Annotated in this window: 15 protein-coding genes; 4 read left to right on the plus strand and 11 right to left on the minus strand. The window is 70.8% G+C overall.

Features of this window, described 5'->3' with window-relative positions:
- Positions 1-24: 24 nt before the first annotated feature.
- From AB1285_RS10915 to AB1285_RS10925, 3 genes are all read right to left on the minus strand, one after another.
- Complete coding sequence (locus AB1285_RS10915; protein ID WP_292794935.1) at positions 25-3,150, minus strand: lamin tail domain-containing protein; 3,126 nt, start codon at positions 3,148-3,150, stop codon at positions 25-27.
- Positions 3,151-3,283: 133 nt separating this feature from the next.
- Positions 3,284-4,300, minus strand: coding sequence for an ABC transporter permease (locus AB1285_RS10920; RefSeq protein ID WP_280568197.1), 1,017 nt, complete (start codon positions 4,298-4,300; stop codon positions 3,284-3,286).
- A complete protein-coding gene (locus AB1285_RS10925; protein WP_370428302.1) occupies positions 4,297-5,283 on the minus strand; it encodes an ABC transporter ATP-binding protein in 987 nt (328 codons plus the stop codon). Before AB1285_RS10925 ends, AB1285_RS10920 begins: the two co-directional genes overlap by 4 nt.
- Positions 5,284-5,372: 89 nt before the next feature.
- Here AB1285_RS10925 and AB1285_RS10930 point away from each other — a divergent pair, with 89 nt between their 5' ends.
- Positions 5,373-5,771: a YccF domain-containing protein gene (locus AB1285_RS10930; RefSeq protein ID WP_060922036.1), complete on the plus strand. Its 399-nt coding sequence runs from the start codon at positions 5,373-5,375 to the stop codon at positions 5,769-5,771.
- A 9-nt stretch (positions 5,772-5,780) separates the two neighbouring features.
- Here the strand turns inward: AB1285_RS10930 and AB1285_RS10935 are convergent, their stop codons facing one another.
- Positions 5,781-6,767 (minus strand): glycerophosphodiester phosphodiesterase family protein, encoded by a 987-nt coding sequence (locus AB1285_RS10935; protein WP_370428303.1) that lies wholly within the window; start codon positions 6,765-6,767, stop codon positions 5,781-5,783.
- Positions 6,768-6,857: 90 nt separating this feature from the next.
- On the opposite strand from AB1285_RS10935, the gene AB1285_RS10940 reads away from it, so the two are divergent.
- Positions 6,858-7,778, plus strand: a complete 921-nt coding sequence (locus tag AB1285_RS10940; protein WP_259954258.1) for a Bax inhibitor-1/YccA family protein — start codon at positions 6,858-6,860, stop codon at positions 7,776-7,778.
- Positions 7,779-7,937: 159 nt separating this feature from the next.
- Positions 7,938-8,210 (plus strand): GlsB/YeaQ/YmgE family stress response membrane protein, encoded by a 273-nt coding sequence (locus tag AB1285_RS10945; RefSeq protein ID WP_187663444.1) that lies wholly within the window; start codon positions 7,938-7,940, stop codon positions 8,208-8,210.
- Positions 8,211-8,307: 97 nt separating this feature from the next.
- Here the strand turns inward: AB1285_RS10945 and AB1285_RS10950 are convergent, their stop codons facing one another.
- Entirely contained in the window at positions 8,308-9,603 is a 1,296-nt protein-coding gene (locus tag AB1285_RS10950) for an RNA polymerase sigma factor (protein WP_259954257.1), read from the minus strand.
- Between the two features lie 13 nt (positions 9,604-9,616).
- The gene (locus AB1285_RS10955) at positions 9,617-10,045 is read right to left on the minus strand and encodes a YciI family protein (RefSeq protein WP_268777181.1); all 429 of its coding nucleotides are present in this window, start codon (positions 10,043-10,045) and stop codon (positions 9,617-9,619) included.
- Between the two features lie 183 nt (positions 10,046-10,228).
- Between AB1285_RS10955 and AB1285_RS10960 the strand changes: the two genes are divergently transcribed.
- Positions 10,229-12,325, plus strand: a complete 2,097-nt coding sequence (locus AB1285_RS10960) for a glycoside hydrolase family 10 protein (protein ID WP_292794462.1) — start codon at positions 10,229-10,231, stop codon at positions 12,323-12,325.
- A 56-nt stretch (positions 12,326-12,381) separates the two neighbouring features.
- Here the strand turns inward: AB1285_RS10960 and AB1285_RS10965 are convergent, their stop codons facing one another.
- The 5 genes from AB1285_RS10965 to AB1285_RS10985 all read right to left on the minus strand — a co-directional run bounded on the left by AB1285_RS10965 (position 12,382) and on the right by AB1285_RS10985 (position 21,618).
- Complete coding sequence (locus AB1285_RS10965; RefSeq protein ID WP_292794459.1) at positions 12,382-13,770, minus strand: glycosyltransferase; 1,389 nt, start codon at positions 13,768-13,770, stop codon at positions 12,382-12,384.
- Positions 13,771-13,778: 8 nt separating this feature from the next.
- A complete protein-coding gene (gene guaA / locus AB1285_RS10970; protein WP_136052711.1) occupies positions 13,779-15,365 on the minus strand; it encodes a glutamine-hydrolyzing GMP synthase in 1,587 nt (528 codons plus the stop codon).
- Positions 15,362-15,874 carry a DUF3817 domain-containing protein gene (locus AB1285_RS10975; RefSeq protein WP_060922041.1) on the minus strand — a complete coding sequence of 171 codons (513 nt, stop codon included), beginning with the start codon at positions 15,872-15,874 and terminating at the stop codon, positions 15,362-15,364. The genes guaA and AB1285_RS10975 overlap by 4 nt, the downstream gene beginning before the upstream one ends.
- A 103-nt stretch (positions 15,875-15,977) precedes the next feature.
- Complete coding sequence (locus AB1285_RS10980; RefSeq protein ID WP_292794454.1) at positions 15,978-20,618, minus strand: ExeM/NucH family extracellular endonuclease; 4,641 nt, start codon at positions 20,616-20,618, stop codon at positions 15,978-15,980.
- 241 nt (positions 20,619-20,859) lie between these two features.
- Positions 20,860-21,618: an SURF1 family protein gene (locus tag AB1285_RS10985; RefSeq protein WP_292794475.1), complete on the minus strand. Its 759-nt coding sequence runs from the start codon at positions 21,616-21,618 to the stop codon at positions 20,860-20,862.
- Positions 21,619-21,671: the final 53 nt, after the last annotated feature.

Raw genomic sequence — 21,671 nt, forward strand, 5'->3', positions numbered from 1 at the left:
CGACCGCCCGCACCCCTCCCCCGGTCAGGCGGTGCGGTTCCGACGGCGCAGCGCGAGGACCCCGGTCGTGAGGAGCATCAACGCGAGCGCGGTGGCGGCCACCGGCAGGTCCGCTCCGGTCGCGGCCAGCCCCTCGCCCGCGGCGGTGACGCGCAGGTCAGCCCAGCCGAGGAGCGTCCCATCCGCCGCGTAGACCGCGATGCGGTGCGCGCCCAGCGGCGCGTCCACCGGAACGGTGACCGTGAGGGCACCCGTCGCCGAAAGCGTCCCCGCAGCCAGGCGGACCGGGACGGAGTACATCCAGACCTCCGCCCGCGCTCCCGCGGCATCCGCGCCGACCGTGACGGTGACCCGCTGCCCCGGTGCGGCCACCGCCGGATCGACGGTGACGCCGCGGCGGTTGCCGTCCACGAGCTCCGTGCCGGGAAGCGGCGGGTTCTCCGCACCAGGGTTCTCGCCACCAGGGTTCTCGCCGCCGGGGTTCTCCCCACCGGGGTTCTCGGCGCCTGTGCCGCCCGGCAGCGTGCCGGTGCGCAGCGCCTCCGAGGCGAAGCCATCGGCGAACCACCACACCGGACGCTGTCCGTCGACCGCGAGCGACGCGGGAGCCGTCGCGAAGCCCTCGTTGTTGATGTCGGGCATGCCGGCGGGCCGCGCGTAGTGAGCGATCCCGGGCCGCGCGGTCCCGTTCAAGGTGAGCTCGGCGGAGCGGCCCTGGCAGCCGTCGTCGCACACCGCCCACAGGGTGCCGCGGACGGCATCCCAGTCGAGCGCCATGACACCGGTGAGCCCGGGGGAGATCTCGGAGACGAGCGTGGCCGTGCCGTCCGCGGCGAGCGCGAAGGCGTAGACGTGCCCGTTGTCCTCCACCGCGACGAAGAAGAGGCCGTCGCCGTGTCCCGGATGCACGGCCGGGTCGTAGGCGGTCCCGGTGGTGTCGTCGAAAAGCTTTCCGTTCAGCGCACTGTCCGGCACCCACTGCACGGCCTCGATGCCGAGGTTCGCGCCGACCGCCGGGAGCATCGCCGTGAGATCCCATTCCCGCTGCGCCACGAGATCGCCGGCCGCCGCGTCCGGATCGACCTGCAGCAGCACGTTCTGGTTCACACCCTTGGCGCTGTTGTCGCGCTCGGACGCCACGTAGACCAGGCCCCTCCCGTCGACCGTGATGCCTTCGGTGTCCGGCCCTGCGGCGCCCGGGTTCCCGGTGTCCTTGGCGAAGCGCACACGCTTGCCCTCGTCCCAGCCCGCGGCCTTCTCCACCGAGCCGTCCGCGTGGGCCTCGAGCTTCCAGATGCGCCCCTCGCCGTTATCCACGGCCCAGAGGAATGCCCCGTCCGCGGTCTCCTGCACGTCGAGGCCGGAGCTGTCCTCGAGGAACGTCGGCACGTCGTCGAGCACCCGCACTTCGGCCGACCCCGGCCAGGTGCCGACGGTGACCTCGCCCGCGCACACGTTCGGCGCGCCCTTCGTCGGCGTCGCGGTCGCCGCGAAGGCTCCCGTGGTGTCAGGGCAGCGGCCCCAGGAGGTCGCCGCGTGGCCCTCGCCCCAGGCGGTCTCGTCGATGAGCAGCTCACCGTCGAAGAGGCGGACGGCGTCGCCCGCGCCCAGCCCGAAGCCGAGGGCCGAACGCTCGATGACGAAGAAGCCTCCGGCTGGGATCGTCGTGCCGACGGGAACGGTGTAGGCGTGGGCGTCGTCGTCGTCCTTCACGACGACGCCACCGATCTCGAGCGAGGCGCCGGTCGGGTTGACGAGCTCGATCCAGTCGTCCGGCGCGCCGCCGTCCGACTCGACCTCGTTGATCCGCACCGGGTTCCCGCAGGCGTTGCGCTGGCCCTTCGTCGCTGCCGGCGCGTCGACGAACGCGCCCGTCCCGTCGGCGCAGCGTGCCCAGACGCCGTCGGCGTGCGCGGAGTAGACGTGCTCGTCGATCATGAGTCCGTTCGCGTCCCGCAGCGTCACGGTGTCGCCGTTGCCCAGCCCGAAGACGAAGTCGGCGGGCTGATCGAAGACCCGGTATCCGCCCGGAGGCAGCAGCGTCCCCGCCGGCAGCGGCGTCGTCTCCGAGGCGTGTCCGACCGGATCGCCGTCCATGACGGTCCAGCCGGACAGGTCGACCGTGGTGCTGCCGGTGTTCACGACCTCGACCCAGTCGGTCGCGTCCCCGTTGGACTCGATCTCGTTGATCGCGACATCAGGGAGGACGCAGGAGTTCACCGCTCCCGGGGTCGCGTGCGCGAGCACGAAAGCGCCGGTACCGTCCGGGCAGCGCGCGAGCGTGGCGGCGGCGAAGTCCCCGTCGATGGCGGCGTGTCCCTCCCAGGGCTGCGTATCGTCGACGAGCGTGCCCGCGGTGTCGAAGAGGCGGATGCGGTCGGCGCTGCCGATGCCGATCGGGTCGCGGAACGCCGCCTCCACGCCGTCGACGAGCCCGATCGTGCCCTCATCGACGACGAGAAACGCTTCTGGTTCGATCGTGGTGCCCGGCAGGAAGCGCCACCGGTGGTCATCGGAGTTGTCGCGGATCTCGTACCCGGAGACATCGAGCGCCTCCGTCCCCGGGTTGTGGAACTCGACCCAGTCGGCCGGCTGCGAGTCGACCTCGTTGATGCGGATCGAGCCCGCGACCGACGCGACCTGGCAGTCGTTGGGCGCGCCCGGTGTCGCCGCCGTGGCATGCGCCCAGTCGCCCGTCCCGTCGGGGCAGCGCGCCCAGACCGCCAGCGGCGCGGTGTTCGCGTAGGCGTAGGAATCGACCTCGACCCCCTCCGGGTCGTGGAGGACGACCTCGTCCCCCTTGCCCAGCCCGAAGGCGAAGTCCACGTCCTTCACCAGGACGAGGAACGCGCCCGGCGCGAGCACCGTCCCGGCCGGTGCCGCGCCGAAGCTGTCGCGCTTCTCGTCCGAGACCCGCCAGCCGGTCAGGTCGACGCTCGCCGAGCCCGCGTTGTAGATCTCGATCCGGTCGGCGAGCCCGGTCGCCGCGTCGTCGTAGACGATCTCGTTGAGGACGAGCCCTGCTTCGGCGGTCGGCGCGGGCTCGCCGGGAGGGATGGCACCGGAGGCGGCGACGGGGGCGGCGATCAGGGCGGCGGCGCTCAGCGCGCACGCCGCCGTGACTGCCGCCACGGAGTGCAGTCGGGGCATGGGGGCTCCTGGAAGATGGCTCGACTGAGCGCAGACGGGTACCCGTCCAGACCACCGCTGCCGCATGGCCGTCCGTCGACCCGTCGGTGGACGGCCGGTGAACGGTCGGTGGCGTCTTCCTCGGCCCTGCCGGTCAGGCGATGCGCGTGCCGGGCGGCAGCCGTCGCGCCGGCGTCCGCGTCCGTGCCCACGCTCCCGCGAACAGCGCCCCAGCGAGCACGACCTGCACCCCGAGCCCCACGAACCAGCTGGGCACGGTCTCGTCGATCACCTGCTCAGCCGTCTGGGAACCGCTCTCCGGATCGCAGTCGTCCCATCGCTGCTCCAGCGGCGAGAGCTGCGCGCTGCGGACACCGAACTTGATCTGCCCGTACAGATCGACCGGGTACCCGCTCGTGTTGAACTCGGTGGGGGTCGCGTCGGCGAGCACGACGAACGGGTTGGCGGCGAGCGCCCACCACACGAGGTCGAACCGCGGCGCCTCGTACGTGTAGCTGTCCCAGCTCTCGCAGTCCACGTTGCCGTTGCTGTCGTAGGGGCGGCTGTAGGTGGTCGCCTCGCTGCGCACGGCCAGGCCGCCGAGTGCGAAGACGATGATCGTGCCGATGACGAGCGCCGACACCACGAGGTAGGTGGACGCGACGGAGAACAGCGGTCGGGCGATGAGGCCGCTCAGCCCCACGCCGATCGCGGCGACGATGATGATCTCGGCGGCGAGGACGAGCAGCGCCACGAACAGCACGATCGGATCGGTTCCACCCGCCAGCAGCGACGCCGCGAGGAACGGAACGGCCACCAGCAGGAACGCGCCCCCCGTCGCGATCGCCGCGAGGAGCTTTCCCAGCATGATGTCGCCGGTCGACGCCGCGGTGACCTGGATCGGCGCGAGCGTGGCCGCCTCCCGGTCGCCGTTGATGGCGTTGCCGCTGAGCGTCGGCGAGACGAGCACGACGAGCAGCAGGACCACGTTGACGACGATGGACGACACGCCGGCCCCGACGTCCTCCCCCCAGGAGTACACGGCGAACGACAGGCCGGTGACGCCGAGGAGCACCAGCGCGAAGACGCCGAGGAGCACGTACCAGCCGACGCTCCGCAGCCGCTGGGTCAGTTCCAGGCGCGCGATGACGCCGATGTTCGCGAGGCTCATGCTCCCGCCTCCGTTCCGTGGGGTGCCGCAGGCGGCGGGGGTGGGGTCGTCGCCGCGGGCGGCTGCGGGTTCCGGAGCGCGAGGAAGGTGTGCTCCAGGTCGCTCTGCGCGGGCGCGAACTCCGCGACCGGCAGCCCCGCCTCCACGAGGTGACGCAGCGACTGGGCGGCGGCGTCTTCCCCGGGGAAGCCGACGAGGACGGCGCCGCGGTCCACGACGAGGGACTCGGGAGCGAGCCCGAGAGTCGACGCGACCTGCCAGGTGTCCGCGGTCAGGCGTGCGGGGGTCGCGCCGGCGAGCCGCACCCGCCAGGCGCGGACCGCGCTCTGCGCCGGAGCGGCATCCACGACGGCCCCGCCGACGAGGAAGACGGCGTCGTCGACGACCTCTTCCAGCTCGGACAGCACGTGGCTGGAGATGAGGACCGTGCGTCCTTCGGCCGCGAAGCGGCGCAGCAGCACCCGCAGCTGTACGCGGGCCTCGGGGTCGAGACCCGACGCCGGCTCGTCGAGGAGCAGCACCTGCGGGTCGTGAACCAGGGCACGGGCGAGGCCGAGCTTCTGCTTCTGCCCGCGGGAGAGCACCTTCGCCGCCGAATCCGCGAGCTCCCCGAGACCGACCAGGCCGAGGAGGTGCTGCGCCCGCCGTTCCGCGTCCGGGCGATCGATCCCGTAGAGCCGAGCGGTGGTCACGATCGTCTCGCGGGCCGTGAGCGAGGGCCAGGCGCCGAGCGCGTCCGGCATCCACCCCAGCACCCGGCGGGCGGCGAGCGGATCGGCCTCGGGGTCGATGCCGCCGATGCGGATCGAGCCGCTGTCGGGGGCGAGCAGCGAGGCGAGCATCAGGAGCAGGGTCGTCTTGCCCGCCCCATTCGGGCCCACCAGGCCCGTCACCCTTCCCGCCTCTGCGCGCAGCGTGGCCCCTCGCACGGCCTGCACGTCCCCGAACGCTCTACTGACGTCGTCCACCACTATTCCGGTCATGCGGTCAGTCTGGCATCGCCGGGCGCGAGCGCCGGGGACCTCCGGGCTGATGCCCAGCCGCGCCGCCCCGCGGGTGACACAATCGCAGTATGCGCACGATCCTCAACATCATCTGGGTCATCCTCGCGGGCTGGGCGCTCTTCCTCGGCTACGTGCTGGCCGGCCTGCTGCTGTGCATCCCGATCATCACGATCCCGTGGGCCATCGCGTCGTTCCGCATCGCCGCCTACGCCATCTGGCCCTTCGGCCGCGAGGTCGTCAGCAAGCCGACGGCCGGCGTGGGTTCGTTCCTCGGGAACGTGCTCTGGGTCATCCTCGCGGGATGGTGGCTCGCGCTCGGTCACATCGTGTCGGGACTGGCGCTGTGCATCACCATCATCGGCATCCCGATGGGCATCGCCGACTTCAAGATGGTCCCGGTCTCGCTCATGCCACTCGGCAAGGAGATCGTCTCCACCCGTCAGGGCGCGTTCGACCGCACGCTCTAGCGCCGTGGGTCAGGCGCGGAAGACGGCGACGCCGAGGTCGGGGTGGTCGACGAAGACGCCGTCCACGCCCTGCCGCGCGATCACGGCCCACTCGGCCTCGTAGTCCCCGAACGCGCTCTTGCCTCCCGGTCCGCGGTAGGGCGCCGCGAGGAAGGCGTTCTCCGGCCGGCAGGTCCAGGTGAAGACGGTCAGACCGCGGGCATGGGCGTCGGACACCAGCGTCGTCCCCGGAACGAGGAGCATCTTCTTGTCGACGCTGATCCCGTCGACCCGCCCGACCAGACGGTCGAGGTTCTCGGGCACCACCGTCTCCGGGTAACTCAGGGCGGTTGCTCCCTCCGCGACGAGGAGATCGTACGGCTGTCCCGCCGCCTCGACGAGGTAGACGAAGCTCGCGGCGACGCCCGCGGCGCGGAGCTGTCCGAGCACGGTCGATTCGAAGCTCTCCACGATGAGCGGCAACTCCCCCGCCGCCCACCGCGCATCCCGCAGCTCCTGCGCGACGAGGGGCGCGAGGCCGAGCCCGATGCTCGCGAAGTGGGTGGCGTGTTTGACCTCGAGCACGACGCCGATCTCCCGCCCCTGAGCGGCCGCGGCCGCCCGTACGAGGTCCAGGACGTCGCGCAGGCGCAGGATGGGCTCTGTGCCGTCGAAGGAGGCGCTGGATGCCCGGAGCTTCGGCAGCCGTTCCCGGCAGCGCAGCGTGGACAGCTCGGCCCAGGTGAAGTCCTCCGTGAACCAGCCGGTCAGTGCAGCGCCGTCCACGCGCCGCGTCGTGCGGCGGTCGGCGAACTCCGGGTGATCGGCGACGTCGGTGGTGCCGGAGATCTCGTTCTCGTGCCGCACGACAAGCACGCCGTCCTTGGTGGCGACCACATCCGGCTCGACGGCGTCGACCCCCATCGCGAGGGCGAGCTCGTAGGACGAGCGGGTGTGCTCGGGGCGGTAGCCGGGAGCGCCGCGATGCCCGATGACGAGCGGGGATTTGCTGGGCACGCTCACAGCGTAAGGCACCCCGGGAGTGTCGCCGCCCGGGTATCGTGGAGGAAAGCGACCTACGACCCCCTTTGGAGTGAGGCCCACCTGATGAGCAACTTCGCCTTCAACAATCCTGCTTTCCAGCAGCAGGACCCGCGCAACGTCGCGACCTACCCGGGTGCCCCCCAGGGTGCGCAGGGCGCACAGGCCGCGTCGCTCCAGCACGGTGCGATGGATGCCGCCGCCAACGCGCAGCTCGAGGGCATGTACGCCGCCCCCGCGGCCGGCGCCCTCGAGACCGACCGGATGTCCGTCGAGGACACCGTGTGGAAGACCGCCGGCCTGTTCGGCATCCTCCTCGTCACCGCCGCCGTCGGCTGGGTGCTGACGCTCGGCGGCCTCGACGTGCCGCGGTACGACCCGTACAACCCCGCCGCCGTCAACGTGCTGCCCTGGGCCCTCGGGGCGCTCGGCGGCTTCGTGCTGGCGATGGTGATCACCTTCACCTCGCGCAAGAAGGTCCGCCCCGCGCTGATCTTCGCCTACGCGGCCTTCGAGGGCCTCTTCATCGGCGGCATCTCGGCGTTCTTCGAGGTCCGCTGGCCCGGCATCGTCTTCCAAGCGACGCTCGCGACCGTCTCGGTCGTCGGCGTGACCCTCGCCCTCTTCGCCAGCGGCAAGATCCGCGCCTCGAAGAAGGCGACCAAGATCTTCATGATCGCGATGATCGGCTACCTGGTCTTCTCGCTCCTGAACCTCGTCCTCATGTGGACCGGGATCAACGACAACGCCTTCGGTCTCCTGAGCATGAAGGTCATGGGCATCCCGCTCGGCCTCATCATCGGCGTCCTCGTCGTGATCATGGCGGCGTACTCGCTGGTGCTCGACTTCGACCAGATCCAGCAGGGCGTGCGCAACGGCGCTCCCCGCAAGTACGGCTGGCTCGGCGGCTTCGGCATCATGGTCACGGTCGTCTGGCTGTACGTCGAGATCCTGCGGATCATCGCGATCGCCCGCGGCAACAACTGACGCGATACGGCACCACGAAAGGCCCGTCTCCCTGCGGAGGCGGGCCTTTGCCATATCCGGGACGGTGCGCGCAAGGGGTTGGCACGCGGTCCGGCGACCCGCCACAGTGGATACCACGAAGCCCCGGCACCCCGGGGCTCCTGACCCAAGGAGCTGACCATGAGTTTTCTCGGCTTTCTTCTTCTCGGCCTCATCGCCGGAGCCATCGCGAAGCTGATCCTGCCCGGCAAGCAGGGCGGCGGATGGTTCATCACCCTGCTGCTCGGCGTCGTCGGCGCCCTGCTCGGCGGCTGGCTCGGCAGCCTGATCCTCAACCGTCCGCTCACGGAGTTCTGGGACCTCGGCACCTGGCTCCTGGCCATCGGCGGTTCGATCATCGTGCTGCTGATCTACGGCCTCATCGCGGGCCGCAGCCAGCGGGTCAACGACTGACGCAGACCCCACTCGACGCGCTCCGCGTCACCCACGCCCGTCCCTCACGGCTGCGAGAGCATCCGTGAGGGGCGGGTCTTTTTCGTGCCGCTGCCGGTCAGCCCTCGGCTCCACGTGCCTTGCGCTCCAGGAGTCGGCGTTCGCGGTCGTTGCCGGCCAGCCCTGCGGCCACCGCGAACTCGCTGCGCGCCTCACTCTCCCTGCCGAGCCGACGCAGCAGCTCGCCGCGCGTGGCCGGGAGGAGATGGTATCCGCGCAGCACCCCGGACGCGCTCAGCTCATCGAGCAGCCGCAGGGCGGAGGCGGGCCCGGTCGCCATGGCCACGGCGGCCGCGCGGTTCAGCTCCACCACCGGAGACGGGGTGAGCCGGCCCAGCGCCTCGTAGAGCACGACGATGCGATCCCAGTCCGTCTCCTCCACGGACGGCGCGACGGCATGGCACTCGGCGATGGCTGCCTGCAGACCGTACGCCCCGCGACCGCGGCCGAGTCCGTCCGCCGTCGCCAGAGCCGCTCTCCCCCGCGCGATCCGGCTGCGGTCCCAGCGTCCGCGGTCCTGATCGGCGAGCAGCACCGGGTCCCCGTTCCGGTCGGTACGCGCCGGGAAGCGGGCGGCCGTGAGCTCCAGGAGCGCGAGCAGGCCGTGCACCTCCGGCTCCCGAGGCTGCAGCGCGGCGAGCACCCTGGCGAGCCGGATGGCCTCGTCGCTCAGCTCCGGCCGCATCCACTCCGGACCGCTGCTGGCTGCGTGAGCCTCGTTGAAGATGAGGTAGAGCACCCCGAGGACCGCACCGAGCCGCGCCGGATGCTCGTCCCGCGGTGGCACCTCGAACGGCGCGTGCGCGGCCGCCAGCGTCTTCTTCGCGCGCACGATCCGCTGCTGCACCGTGGCTGTGGGGATGAGGAAGGCGCGGGCGATCTCCCCGGTCGACAGACCGCCGACGACCCGCAACGTCAGGGCGACCTGCGCCTCCCGCGAGAGCACCGGGTGGCACGCGATGAAGAGGAGGCGCAGCACGTCGTCGTCCACCGCGTCCGGATCCCACGGCAGGTCCGGCACCTGCGCCTGCTCCTGTTCGAGCTCGTGCGCGATCAGAGCGAGACGATCGTCCAGCCGCTCGCGGCGGCGCCACCCGTCCACCGCCTTCCGCTTCGCCACGGCCGTGAGCCACGCCGCGGCGTTGCGCGGGACCCCTTCGACGGGCCATTGCCGCAGCGCGGCGACCAGGGCCTCCTGCGCCAGATCCTCCGCCAGGCCGAAGTCGCCGACCATCCGCGTCAGCGTGCCGACGATGCGCGCGGACTCGATGCGCCACACCGCTGCGACAGCCCGCTCGGCCGCCTCCTGCGCAGAGGCGGCCGAGGTGGTCCCCGGGTCCGAGGAGCCGTCCATCAGCGGAGCGGCCTCACGCCTGCTCGGTACGGCGAGCCTGCTCCTCCCGCCAGCCCGCCTCCTTCTCGATCCACTCGTTGTCGGCGGGGAAGTCCTCGGGGCCGGTCACCCGGCGCACCTCGAGGAACGACCCCGGTCCCAGCGGCGCCCGGCTCGCCCACTCGGCGGCCTCCTCGCGCGAAGAGACCTCGATGATCCAGAAGCCGTTGAAGAGCTCCTTCGTCTCCCCGTAGGGGCCGTCCGTGAGGAGCGGCTTCTCGGCGCTGAAGTCGACGACGAAGCCCTCCGCCGCGTCGGTCAGGCCCTCGCCGGCGACGAGGACGCCCGCCTTCATCATCGACTCGTTGTATCGGCCCATGGCCTCGATGACCTGCTCGAAGGGCATCTCCTGGTAGGCCGCCACCGCGTCGTCGGTCGCGCGCATGATGAGCATGAACTTCATGATGTTCTCCTTGTTCCGAAGGGCCGTTCCTCGACCCTCTCATCACAGACGTCGAACGGGAACAGCGGAGATCGACATCGGGGTGGGACTTCTTTCGTTGACTTCTCGAGGACGCACTGAAGGCATAGAGTTTCAGTTCACACCCTTTCAATGGAAATTGTTTTCCAGATCGGACGAGACTCGATGAAGAGACCCATCGCGGCCACCGCCGCTGCCGCCCTGCTCCTGCTGGCGCTCCCCACCACCGCCGGAGCGGCCCCCGACGAGGAGCCGTTGACCCGGTACGTCAAGGACACCTCCGGCGCCTATGGCTACAGCACGGAGCCCGTGTACACCTATCCGGGATCCGGAGAGCAGGTCGCCATCCCCACGACGCTGACGCCGGAGAACCGCCGCTTCTCCAGCGCCTGGGTCGGCACGATCGGCAACCTGAACTTCGGCAAGCCCACGGATGCGGCGGACTTCGACGCCCGCTACGCGACGGTGCTCGACGACTTCGCCTCCTGGAACATGAACGCCGTGATCTTCCAGGTGCGTCCGCTGCTGGACGCCTACTACCCGTCGGCGCTCAACCCGTGGTCCGAGTTCCTCACCGGCACCCAGGGCGCCGATCCCGGGTACGACCCGCTGCAGCGCATGGTGGAGGCCACGCACGCGCGCGGCATGGAGTTCCACGCCTGGCTGAACCCCTACCGTGTGACCAACACCAAGATGACGTCTCCCGCGATCCTCACCGCACTCGGGCTCACCGCGGACGAGGTGAAGGCGCTCTCGATCCCGCAGTACATCGCGGCGCTCAACGACGCCGGCATCCTCGCCGACGACAACTTCGCCGTGCAGCACCCCGACTGGGTGCTGTCGTTCGAGGAGAAGCTGTTCCTGGACCCGGGCCAGCCCGAGGTCCCCGCGTACGTCGCGGCCACCGTCGCCGAGATCACGGAGAACTACGACGTCGACGCCATCCACTTCGACGACTACTTCTACCCGTACCGGATCACCGTCGGCGGCCAGAACGTGTTCTTCGGCGCGCAGGGCGAGGACCGCGCGACCTTCGAGGAGTTCGGCCTCACGGCGGGCTACCCCGACACCGTGGACGGCATCGAGGCGTGGCGGCGCGACAACATCACGGGTCTCATCACCCTCGTCGGCGACGCGATCGATGCCGGCAACGCGGCCCGCGGCACCGCCGTGCAGCTCGGCATCAGCCCGTTCGGGATCTGGGAGCACGAGGCGCTGGACCCGGCCGGATCCCACACGCCGACCAGCTCGTCACAGACGTACAGCCAGGCGGTCTTCGCGGACACCCGCGGATGGGTCCAGGACGAGCTGATCGACTACATCGTGCCGCAGATCTATTGGAGCTTCGACCAGGCCGCCGCCCCTTACGGGGAGCTCGCGCAGTGGTGGAGCGACGTCGCAGCGGGCAGTCGCACCCAGGTCTACGTGGGGCATGCGCTCTACAAGCACGTGAACAACGGCGGCTGGGAGCAGGCCTGGATGAACCCGGAGGAGGTGCCGAACCAGATCCGGTACAACCAGAAGCTCGACGGCATCGAGGGCAGCGTCCTGTTCAGCTACAACGACATGAAGGCCAGCGATCTGAGCTCTCTCCCCGCTGATCAGCAGCCCAAGCACCAGGCCAAGAACACCGCGATCGAGCTCCTCGAGGGCGAGGCCTTCGCCCACCCCACGCTCGTTCCGGCCAAGCCCTGGCTCTCGGACGGACAGGTGGCCACCCCGGCGGCCCCCGAGGTCATCGACGGCGAGCTCCGCTGGCAAGCCGGGGACGCGCAGGAGGCCCGCCAGTATGCGATCTATCGCGGAACCGGTGATCCAGCGCAGATCGTCGCCACGCCGGGCGCGCTGGTGGACACGGTCTGGGCAGGCGGCGCGGCGTCGTTCCGCTTCCCCCTCCCCGCCGACGATGCCCCCACCGCCGCGCGCGCTGCGACGGAGACCTGGGTGGTGACCGCGCTGGATGCCGCCGCCGTCGAGAGTGCGCCGGTGGCTGTCGCCGTGGACGAGCCGGTGGACCCGACCGACCCGGGGACTCCGACGGATCCGACCGGACCGACGGACCCCGGCAGCCCGTCGAACCCGGGCGCTGCGGGTGAGGACGGCGTCACGGCACCCGGGGGCGGGGCCACGCGTGGCGAGCGCGGTGATCTCGCGGCGACGGGTGGCGACGCCCCCATCGTCGCTCTGGTCCTGGGCGGCCTGCTACTGGCCGCCGGCGCCGTCACCACGGTCGTGGCCGCACACGGGCGCCGCACGCGATGACGCCATCGACCGCCGGGGGGCCGCTCGCGACCTCCCGGCGGTCGCGACGGTCGCGTTCAGCGGCGCCGGGACGGAGCCTGCACGACGGCGGCGATGGTCGTGGCCAGCGCCTCCATCGAGCGCTCGGGACTCCACGCCGCCGCGACGGCCGGCGCCTCGGCACGCAGCGCCGCCAGACGGTCCTGGTCGGTCAGCAGCTCCCGGAGCGCCTCCCCCAGCGCCTTCACGTCGCCCGCGGGGACGAGGACCCCGCCGCCCGCACCGAGAACATCGCGGATGCCGTACCGCACGTCGTAGGACACCACGGGCGTGCCGTGCAGGAGGGCCTCGACGATGCCCAGCGGCTGCCCTTCGAACGCCGTGGAGGTGACGAGCACGGATGCCCTATCGAGCACGGTGGCCGGATCCGCGGTGTAGCCGCAGAGACGCACGCGGTCCGCGGCGTCGAGCTCGGCGATCAGTGCCGCCAGCCGCTCCTGCTCTGCTCCCGTGCCCCAGATCTCCATCCGGGAGCCCGGCACGTCCGCCTCGATGAAGGCACGGATGGAATGGTCGATGCGCTTGCCGGCCGCGAGCCGCCCCAGCACGACCACGAGGCCCTCCTCGCGCAGGTCGTCACGGCGCTCGACCGGCGCGATGGGGTTCGGCACCACGACATGGTTGGCGGCCTCACCGAACCGCGCCACGACGTCGTCCCGCTGCGTGGCCGTCGGCCAGATGACGGCGTCGAAGCGGTCGGCCAGCCGGAACCAGCGAGTCCAGAGCGTGTTGAGGGTCGCGTCGGGCGTGTAGGGCGCCTCCACGTGCATGGTGTGGATGGGGTGCAGGATGCGGACGCGCGGGTCGACCCAATCGGCGATCAGCTCACCGAGCTGGCGGGACTCGCAGATCACGACGATCGGACGGTCCCCCACCGCCGCGGTGACGTGCCCGAGCCAGGCACCGTAGAGTCCGCGGAAACCGTGCAGCGCACCGACGACCACGCCGGCGCCGTCGTACACCAGCACCGGTTCATCCGTCAGGTGCCAGTCGGGGTTGCCCGGGATCACCGGGAGCGCCGCGAAGGGGCGCCCCTCGGGGTCCGCGAGCACCCGGTACTCCACGTCGGGGTCGGCCGCCACCGCAGCGTCGGCCGCGTCTCGCAGCCAGGAGGCGGCTCCGCCCTCCGGCGCGACCGCCTCGTCGAAGAGGTTCCGCAGGCGATCGCGGGCGGTGAGCGCGCCGCGCTCGGTGAACACGCGACGGTGCTCGGCGTGCTCGGCCGCCGTCCCCGGGTCGAAGGTCAGCAACTGCGGACCCGCGCCCTCCCCCGCCCCTGCGGCGGCCAACAGCCGGGCGCGCGCGAGCGTGGCGATCGTGTACCCGCCGTCCAGCCCCGGGATCAGGCGGCTGGACAGCACCAGGTACTCGGCGTCCGGGAGGGCGGGCGCCGAGACCGGGGGCATCGTGCCCCCTACTCCCACTCGATCGTCCCCGGCGGCTTCGACGTGACGTCGAGCACGACGCGGTTGACGTCACGGACGCCGTTCGTGATCCGGTTCGAGATCTTTGACAGCACGTCGTACGGCAGGCGCGTCCAGTCTGCCGTCATCGCGTCCTCGCTGGAGACCGGACGCAGCACGATCGGGTGCCCGTAGGTGCGGCCGTCCCCCTGCACGCCCACCGAGCGCACATCGGCGAGGAGCACGACGGGGCACTGCCAGATCTCCTGATCAAGGCCGGCCTTGGTCAGCTCCTCGCGGGCGATGGCGTCGGCCTCACGCAGAATCTCGAGACGGTCAGCGGTGACCTCACCGATGATCCGGATGCCGAGGCCGGGCCCCGGAAACGGCTGGCGGCCGACGATCGCCTCGGGGATGCCGAGCTCGCGACCGATCGCGCGGACCTCGTCCTTGAAGAGGGCCCGCAGCGGCTCGATGAGCTCGAAGTCGAGGTCGTCCGGCAGCCCGCCCACGTTGTGGTGCGATTTGATGTTGGCGGTGCCCGCACCGCCACCCGACTCCACGACGTCCGGGTAGAGCGTGCCCTGCACGAGGAACTTCACCGGGGCGCCGCCGTCGGCCTTCGCCTCCTCGACGAGGTCGAGCTGCACCTTCTCGAACGCCCGGATGAACTCGCGCCCGATGATCTTGCGCTTCTCCTCCGGATCGGTCACGCCCTGGAGGTGACCGAGGAAGGTCTCGGCGGCGTCGACCGTGATGAGCCGCACGCCGGTGGACTCGACGTAGTCCTTCTCGACCTGCTCGCGCTCGCCCTTGCGGAGGAGGCCGTGGTCGACGAAGACCGCGGTGAGCTGGTCGCCGATCGCCTTGTGCACGAGGGCGGTCGACACGGCGGAGTCCACGCCGCCGGACAGCGCCGAGATGACCCGGGCGTCGCCGACCTGCTCGCGGATGCGCTCGACCTGCTCGGCGATCACGTTGTCGGGGTTCCAGTCGGATGCCAGACCGGCACCCTTGTGGAGGAAGTTCTCGAGCACACGCTGACCGTGGTCGGAGTGCTTGACCTCGGGGTGCCACTGCACGCCGTAGAAACCGCGCTCCTCGTTCGCGAAGGCGGCGACCTTCGTGGCCTCCGTCGTCGCGAGCACCTCGAAGCCCTCCGGGGCCTTCGCGACCTGGTCGCCGTGACTCATCCACACGTTCTGCTCGGTCGGCTGCCCGCTGAGCAGCGTGCCGCCGTCACCGGAGATGACGGCATCGGTCGCGCCGTACTCGCGGAGGCCGGTGTGCGCGACCTCGCCGCCGAGGGTCTGGGCCATGTACTGGAAGCCGTAGCAGATGCCGAGCGTGGGGACGCCGAGGTCGAAGACCGACGGGTCGAGCTTCGGCGCACCCTCCTCGTACACTGACGACGGACCACCGGAGAGGATGATGGCGACGGGGTTCTTCGCGGCGATCTCCTCCGCGGTGGCGGTGTGCGGCACGATCTCGCTGTAGACCCCGGCCTCGCGCACGCGGCGGGCGATGAGCTGCGCGTACTGGGCGCCGAAGTCGACGACGAGCGCGGGGCGCTGCTGGGTCTCGGACTGTTCGGTCAACGGACACCTTCCGGGGCGATCGCGGAGGCCTCGGCGGCCTCCCTGGTGGCGAGATAGGTCTTGACTTCACGGGCGACGACCGCCTCCATGAAGAACGACAGCAGCGGCACGACGCCGCCGAGCGCGAGCAGGATGAACCGCGGGAACCGCCAGCGCATCAGACTCCACATGCGGAAGCACGCGAAGAGGTAGACGACGTAGAACCAGCCGTGGGCGACGAGGATGAACAGCGAGATGTTGAAGCCGTCCCCGAGGGAGGTCATCTCGCAGGAGTTCGTCCACGGCGCGAACAGCGACCACCACTGGCAGTCCGGTCCGGCGATGACGCCGGCGAACCAGAGCGGGCCGCCCGACCCTCCGGCGAAGAGCTCGAGGTGGATCGGCGTGTACTTCAGCACCATCTCGGCGAGCAGCAGGAGCAGCATGACTCCCGTGATGATCGACGCGATCTGGTAGAACTTCAGCGCACCGCGGATCGCCGGAAAGCTGGCGACTTTCGGTTCGGGCATGCCCCCAGTCTAGTCGGCGGGGCGCGCCACCCCGACCCCGCGGAAACGACGGAGGCCGCCGGGTCGCCCCGACGGCCTCCGCCACGTCATCCGCCGATCGGCGTCAGAACCATCCGGTCAGGAGGTCCCACAGCCAGTCGACGATGTCCTTGATGATCCCGCCGATACCGCCGGCCCGGTTGACGGTCACGGTGGCCGTGGCCTCGTCCCCGTCCGCCTGCGCCACCGCGACGGTGTACTTCCCGGGCTGGGCGTTCTTCGGCACCGTCACCGAGGTGCTGAACGTGCCGTCCTGCCGGACCTGCACCGTGCCGACCTCGACGCCCTGGCCCTTCTTCGGGCGGAGCTCCACGGTCACAGTCTCGCCGGGCTGGTAGCCCTCGCCGGTGATCACGAGCTTCTTGCCCGCGGCCACCTTCGAGGAGCCGAGCGCGATGGTCCCCGCGAACTCCTCCTCGCCGGAAATCGTGAACGGCACCTGCACCGTGGTGCCCGTCGCCGGGACCTCGACCGTGAGCTGCTGCTCGCCGAACACCCCGGACGGCACCGTGAAGGTGAGGGTGGCGCGCCCGCCCTCGTCCGTGGTGTCCACGATGGTCGGGTCGACCGTGCCGGCCGCGAGCTGCGTGTCACCGAGCGACAGGGTGACCGCTCCCGGAGCCGCCTCGCCCCCGCTGAAGGCCAGCGAGGAGAGGGAGACGGTCACCTGGTCGCCCGCGCGGTAGCCGTCGGCGTCCGCCGGGCTGACCGTCACGCCGACCGCACGCTGGGCGAGGTCGGGCGAGGCCGTCTTGTTCGCGTCGAACCAGTCGACCATGGACTGCAGGTCGATCTTGCCGGTGTCCCGCTTGCCCGCGCCCTCCTTGAAGGTGGCGAAGTTGTCGCCGCCCGCCGCGAGGAAGGAGTTCGCCGCCACCGCGTACTCCCCGTTCGGGTCGATCGCAGTGCCGTTCAGCGTGATCGAGGTGATCCGCGAACCCGCGGCCGCCGTCGGGTCGTAGGTGTAGACCAGCCCCTCGGAGACGCCGAGCTTGAGGAACGGTCGCGCCGATCCGGCCGGCTGCCACTGCTCCTCCAGCACGCCCTTCAGCTGCGTGCCGGTGAGGGTCAGCGTGACCAGCGTGTTGGCGAACGGCTGGACGGTCGCCGCCTCCCGGTAGGTGACGTTGCCGTTCGGATCGTCGGCGTTGCTCGACGCGTAGGTCAGGTTGGCACGGATGCCGCCCGGGTTCATGAGAGCGATGTCCGCGCCCGTGGACCACTTCTGCACGTCGGCGACGAAGTTGCCGATGGTGGACTCGCCACCGCGGTTCTCCGAGCCGTTGGTCTGCCGCGCACGGTTGAAGTCGGCGGTGATGTCGCCGACCTTCACGGCGCCCAGCACGTCGGCCTCCGCCTTCGCCTTGTCGACGATCGCCTGCACCTCCGGCACCGCCGGGTACAGCGGCTTGCCCGCAGCCGTGAGGGGCTTGATCTCGTTGATGATCGAGAGCAGCTCCTTCGTCTTCGGGTCGACCTGGATGTTCATGAGGCCGAGGTTCTCGCCGTACTGCCCCGCCGAGACGACCGGCCGGCCATCGATGACGTGGTTGTAGGCGAGGTGCGTGTGCGCCGAGACGATCGCGTCCACGTCGTCGTCGACCCCGTAGACGATCTCACCCAGCGGCGAGTCCTCGGTGATCGCGGACAGCGCGGTGCTCTCCGCGCCTTCGTGCACGAGCAGGATCACCACGTCCGCCTCGCCGTTGGCGGGGTCCCCGTCGCGCAGGTCGTCGGCCACGGCGTTCACGGAGTCGACGATGCTGCGCACCTCGAGATCAGCGATGCCCTCGGGCGAGACGAGCGAGTCGAGGTCTTCCGTGACGGCGCCCACGAATCCGACGCGCACGCCGTCGAGCTCCTTGACCCAGGCCGGGGCCAACGCGGGCTCACCGGTCTCGGTGAGGAAGACGTTCGAGGAGATGTACTCCCAGTCCGCGCGCTCCTGCACCCGGTCGCGCAGGTCTTCCCAGCCCTGGTCGAACTCATGATTGCCCGCGGCGCTCACGTCCAGCCCGGCGGCGTTGAGCGCGTCGATCGTGGGGTTGTCGTCGTTGATGAACGAGGTGAACGTCGACGCCCCGATGAGGTCGCCGGCTCCGGCGAAGATCGTGTTCGGGTTCGCCGCACGGAACTGCTGCACCGCGCCGGCGAGCACGGCAGCTCCCGCCGCCGCCCCGTCCGCCTCGATACGGCCGTGGAAGTCGTTCACCGTCACCACGTCGATGCTCACCGGCGGGATCTCCGAGGAGACGCCGACGAGGATCGGGTCGTGATCGCTGGACCGGTAGGGGGTGCCCTCCTCGGCGGCGCCGAACGCATAGCCGCGGTCGCTCCACTCGGGGGAGTTGATTCCCCACACACCGGCGCCCGTGATCGACGGGACGAGCGAGGGCGAGGCGATCACGTGGTCGAGCGAGCCGAGCTCGCCGTCGAACGTGTAGGTGTACTGACCTGCGGCCTTGTCGGCGGCGACGTCGCTCCACCCCTGCGAGATGAAGACGTCGATCGGGTCTTCCTGCCCGTAGGCGTTGAAGTCGCCGATCAGCAGCATGTCGCTGCTGCCGCTGCTCTCGGCCAGCTCGTCGGTGAAGTCGAGGACGGCCTGCGCCTGCTTCACCCGGTCGGCGTTGAAGAAGCCCTGACCGTCGGCGGGCTCGGCCCCGGCGCCCTGCGGCGGGGACTTCGACTTCAGGTGGTTGGCGACGACGGTGACGACCCGGCCGTCGATGTCGAACGCCTGGGCGATCGGCTCGCGGGCGTTGCCCCACACGGACTCGTCGGTGACGGTGGCGCTGTCGCCCACCGTGCTCACGGCGTCCTTCTTGAAGATGATCGCGTTGGTGATGTAGTCCGTGGTCGCCGGGTCCTGCAGAGCCTCGGGCGTCCGCACGTAGTCCCACACGTCGGAGCCCGCGTCGGCGTTGAGGCCGGCGACGAGGTCCTTGAGGGCGGTGTCGACGGGCTTGCCCAGCTTGACCGAGTTCTCGATCTCCATCAGCGCCACGATCTCCGCGTCGAGGCCGTTGATGGCCGAGACGATCTTGGACTTCTGGATCGCGAACTGGGCCGCGTTCGCCGCGCCGCGGGCGTCGGCGTTCTCGCTCTTCAGCGTCGTGAAGTAGTTGTAGACGTTGAACGACGCCACCTGCGCATCACCGCCCACCTCCGGGACCTCCGCGGGGCGCGGGTTCGTCGCCTCGAAGGTGACCTTGCGCTCCGCGGGGGAGGCGTCGTCGATCGGGACCACCGGCTGCAGACGCCAGTCGTCGAAGCCCCACTGGAGCACGTAGCCGTTGGACCCGAAGTCGACGGTGTCGCCGTTGCGGACCACCGTGTCCTCCGTGAAGTACGGCTGCTGGCCCGGGTGGCCGTTGTTGGTCACCTGGATGGACCAGGCGTCGTCGAGCAGGATGCGGTTGGCGCGGTTCTCGGCCGCGATGGCGGCCGCGTCGGCCCCGGGACGCGTGGTCTCGGTGCTCTTGACGTTGAGGTCGTCGCCGGCGTTCAGCCACAGCGCCCCGTAGTTGTAGAGCTGGTGGCTCGACGCGAGCCGGTACGTGCCGGTCGGGGCGACGTACATGTTCTCGTACTGCTCGCGGTCGGCACCGCGGACGGTGTCGGGCAGCGGCGTGAGCGCGGGCACGCCCACGCCGGCCGTGACCACCGAGACGTCCGCGACCGCGGCAGGGGCGATCTGGGTCTGACCGTAGTACTCGCTCACCGTGCCGGTCACCGAGACGAGGTCGCCGATCTCGAGCGTGGGCGCGAGCGCGTTCAGGAACACGAACACGCCGTCCGAGGCGCCCGGGGTCGCGTCGGTCTCGCCGCCCGAGCCCTGCGTCTGGATCACGATGCCCTTGTAGCCGCCGGTCCGGTGGTCCGCCGTGACGACGCCCTCGACGCGGACGCGCTGTCCGGCGAGCGGCGAGACGTCGCCGGTGCCCTGGACCTCCGCGATGGTGGCGGCCTTCGGCTCCGTCCCCGGCTCCTCGCCCGGGTCGGTGCCGGGATCCGTGCCGCCGGAGTTCTGCGGGGTGATGGTCGCCGACAGCGCGAAGTCGGCCTTGTTGTCGTCCGCGTCCGCACCGTCCGTGCGATTCAGCGACCGGACGTCGGTGTTGCTGGTGGGGGCGGTGGCCGCCGCCGTCTCGAAGGTGTTCGAGGTGCCGTAGCCGAGGAGGTCGATCACCCCGTCCACGCCGACGGTCGAGCCGGGGGTGAGGGTCACGGCCGCGGTGCCCTCGACGAGCGCCAGGGTGCCGTTGGTGCCGCTCGGGCTCAGCGTCGTGGTGGCGTCGGGAGTGGGCAGCGCGGCGCCGTTGGTGCCGTTGCTGTTCGCCTGCACGAGGAAGTAGCCGCCCGCCGGGATCGTCCCCTTCAGCGGTGCGACGCCGTTGAAGGCGCCGGTCCCGGCCGCGGAGCGGTACTGCAGGGACATGCCGTCGAGCGTGACGGGCGCCGCCGTCGGGTTGTAGAGCTCCACGAACTTGTTCGTGAACGCCGCCCCGGCGCTGCCGCCGGACAGATAGGCCTCGTTGATCACCACCCCGGTGCCCTCGGTGTTCGCCGATGCGGGCGCGGCCACCAGCGAGCCGAGGCTCAGGGCGGCGACGCACGTCGCGGCGAGAGCGCCCACGCGCCCTCGGATTCTGCGGTGCGAGACGGGGGTCAGGGTCTCCCCGTGCTCAGGAGCGGACATCATCGGTGCTGTCTCCTCGATCGTGTTCCGGCGCTGCTCAGGACGCTGTCATCGCACACATCGGGAACTCCCAGCGTGCGCACATGGAGCGAGCATACGGAGCGGTTCGGACATCCTCAACGGAGTTTTCCCATTGGTCATCCAGCGCTCACCGAATGGCCGCGACGCCCCCTGACGAAGGTTCACACGCCGGCCCCGCGGCGCGCAGAAGCGCAGCGCCCGTCGCGCGGATGCGCAGTGGTCGTCAGACGACCGCTGACCCCTCGGCGTCCTCGAACTCCTCCACCTCGCGCTCCCAGGCGTCCTTCGCCAGGCGGTACCAGAGGTAGAACGCGAAGCCCGCGAAGATGACCCACTCGGCGGCATAGAAGACGTTGAGCCAGTTGACCGGGGACTGCTCCTCCGGCGCGGGCGAGGCGATGTCGTCGAGCCCTGCCGTGGCGGTCGTGGAGGCGAGATACGGACGGTAGACGTCGAGCTGCTCGATGTCGTGCCAGCGGCTCAACAGAGCGGCCGGGGACATCCGGTCCATCTGCTCCGGATCGGAGCGCGGAGGCACCGACGGACCCTCATCCGAGATGACGCGACCGGCGACCTCGACCACGCCGCCGTCCGCCTCGGCTTCCAGACGCTCCACGGCGGCGTCGGCGGCCTCGCGATCCGGCGCCCAGCCGATGGCGACCGCCAGCGAGACGCGCTCGTCGACCCGGAGCTGTCCGGTGACCCAGTACCCCTCGGCGCCGTCGTTGAAGCGGCTGCCCACGACGAGGAAGTCCCCGGGGACCCAGACGCCCTCCGTCTCCACGCGCTGCCCGACGAGGGGCTCGGGGAGGTACTCCCCCGGCTGCACGACCTCGTCCAGCGGCCGGACCTGCTCGGTCGCCCCCGGCGCCGGTGGATCTGTCTCGATCGCCCGCTCCAGCTGCCATTGGCCGAGCCAGGCGAACACCCCGGCGACGACGAGGCACAGCAGCAGCATCGCGATCCAGCGTCCCCGCAGCATGACCTCACGAAGGGTCGGCGGGAAGGGAGCAGGTGCGGTCACGGTGATGCGGA

Source organism: Microbacterium sp. NRRL B-14842, assembly GCF_050470785.1.

What these genes read in the sequence shown, in the direction of transcription:
- AB1285_RS10915 (WP_292794935.1), bottom strand. Translation starts at nt 3,150, where the DNA reads ATGCCCCGACTGCACTCCGTGGCGGCAGTCACGGCGGCGTGCGCGCTG.
- AB1285_RS10920 (WP_280568197.1), bottom strand. Translation starts at nt 4,300, where the DNA reads ATGAGCCTCGCGAACATCGGCGTCATCGCGCGCCTGGAACTGACCCAG.
- AB1285_RS10925 (WP_370428302.1), bottom strand. Translation starts at nt 5,283, where the DNA reads ATGACCGGAATAGTGGTGGACGACGTCAGTAGAGCGTTCGGGGACGTG.
- AB1285_RS10930 (WP_060922036.1), top strand. Translation starts at nt 5,373, where the DNA reads ATGCGCACGATCCTCAACATCATCTGGGTCATCCTCGCGGGCTGGGCG.
- AB1285_RS10940 (WP_259954258.1), top strand. Translation starts at nt 6,858, where the DNA reads ATGAGCAACTTCGCCTTCAACAATCCTGCTTTCCAGCAGCAGGACCCG.
- AB1285_RS10945 (WP_187663444.1), top strand. Translation starts at nt 7,938, where the DNA reads ATGAGTTTTCTCGGCTTTCTTCTTCTCGGCCTCATCGCCGGAGCCATC.
- AB1285_RS10950 (WP_259954257.1), bottom strand. Translation starts at nt 9,603, where the DNA reads ATGGACGGCTCCTCGGACCCGGGGACCACCTCGGCCGCCTCTGCGCAG.
- AB1285_RS10955 (WP_268777181.1), bottom strand. Translation starts at nt 10,045, where the DNA reads ATGAAGTTCATGCTCATCATGCGCGCGACCGACGACGCGGTGGCGGCC.
- AB1285_RS10960 (WP_292794462.1), top strand. Translation starts at nt 10,229, where the DNA reads ATGAAGAGACCCATCGCGGCCACCGCCGCTGCCGCCCTGCTCCTGCTG.
- AB1285_RS10965 (WP_292794459.1), bottom strand. Translation starts at nt 13,770, where the DNA reads ATGCCCCCGGTCTCGGCGCCCGCCCTCCCGGACGCCGAGTACCTGGTG.
- AB1285_RS10975 (WP_060922041.1), bottom strand. Translation starts at nt 15,874, where the DNA reads ATGCCCGAACCGAAAGTCGCCAGCTTTCCGGCGATCCGCGGTGCGCTG.
- AB1285_RS10980 (WP_292794454.1), bottom strand. Translation starts at nt 20,618, where the DNA reads ATGATGTCCGCTCCTGAGCACGGGGAGACCCTGACCCCCGTCTCGCAC.
- AB1285_RS10985 (WP_292794475.1), bottom strand. Translation starts at nt 21,618, where the DNA reads ATGCTGCGGGGACGCTGGATCGCGATGCTGCTGCTGTGCCTCGTCGTC.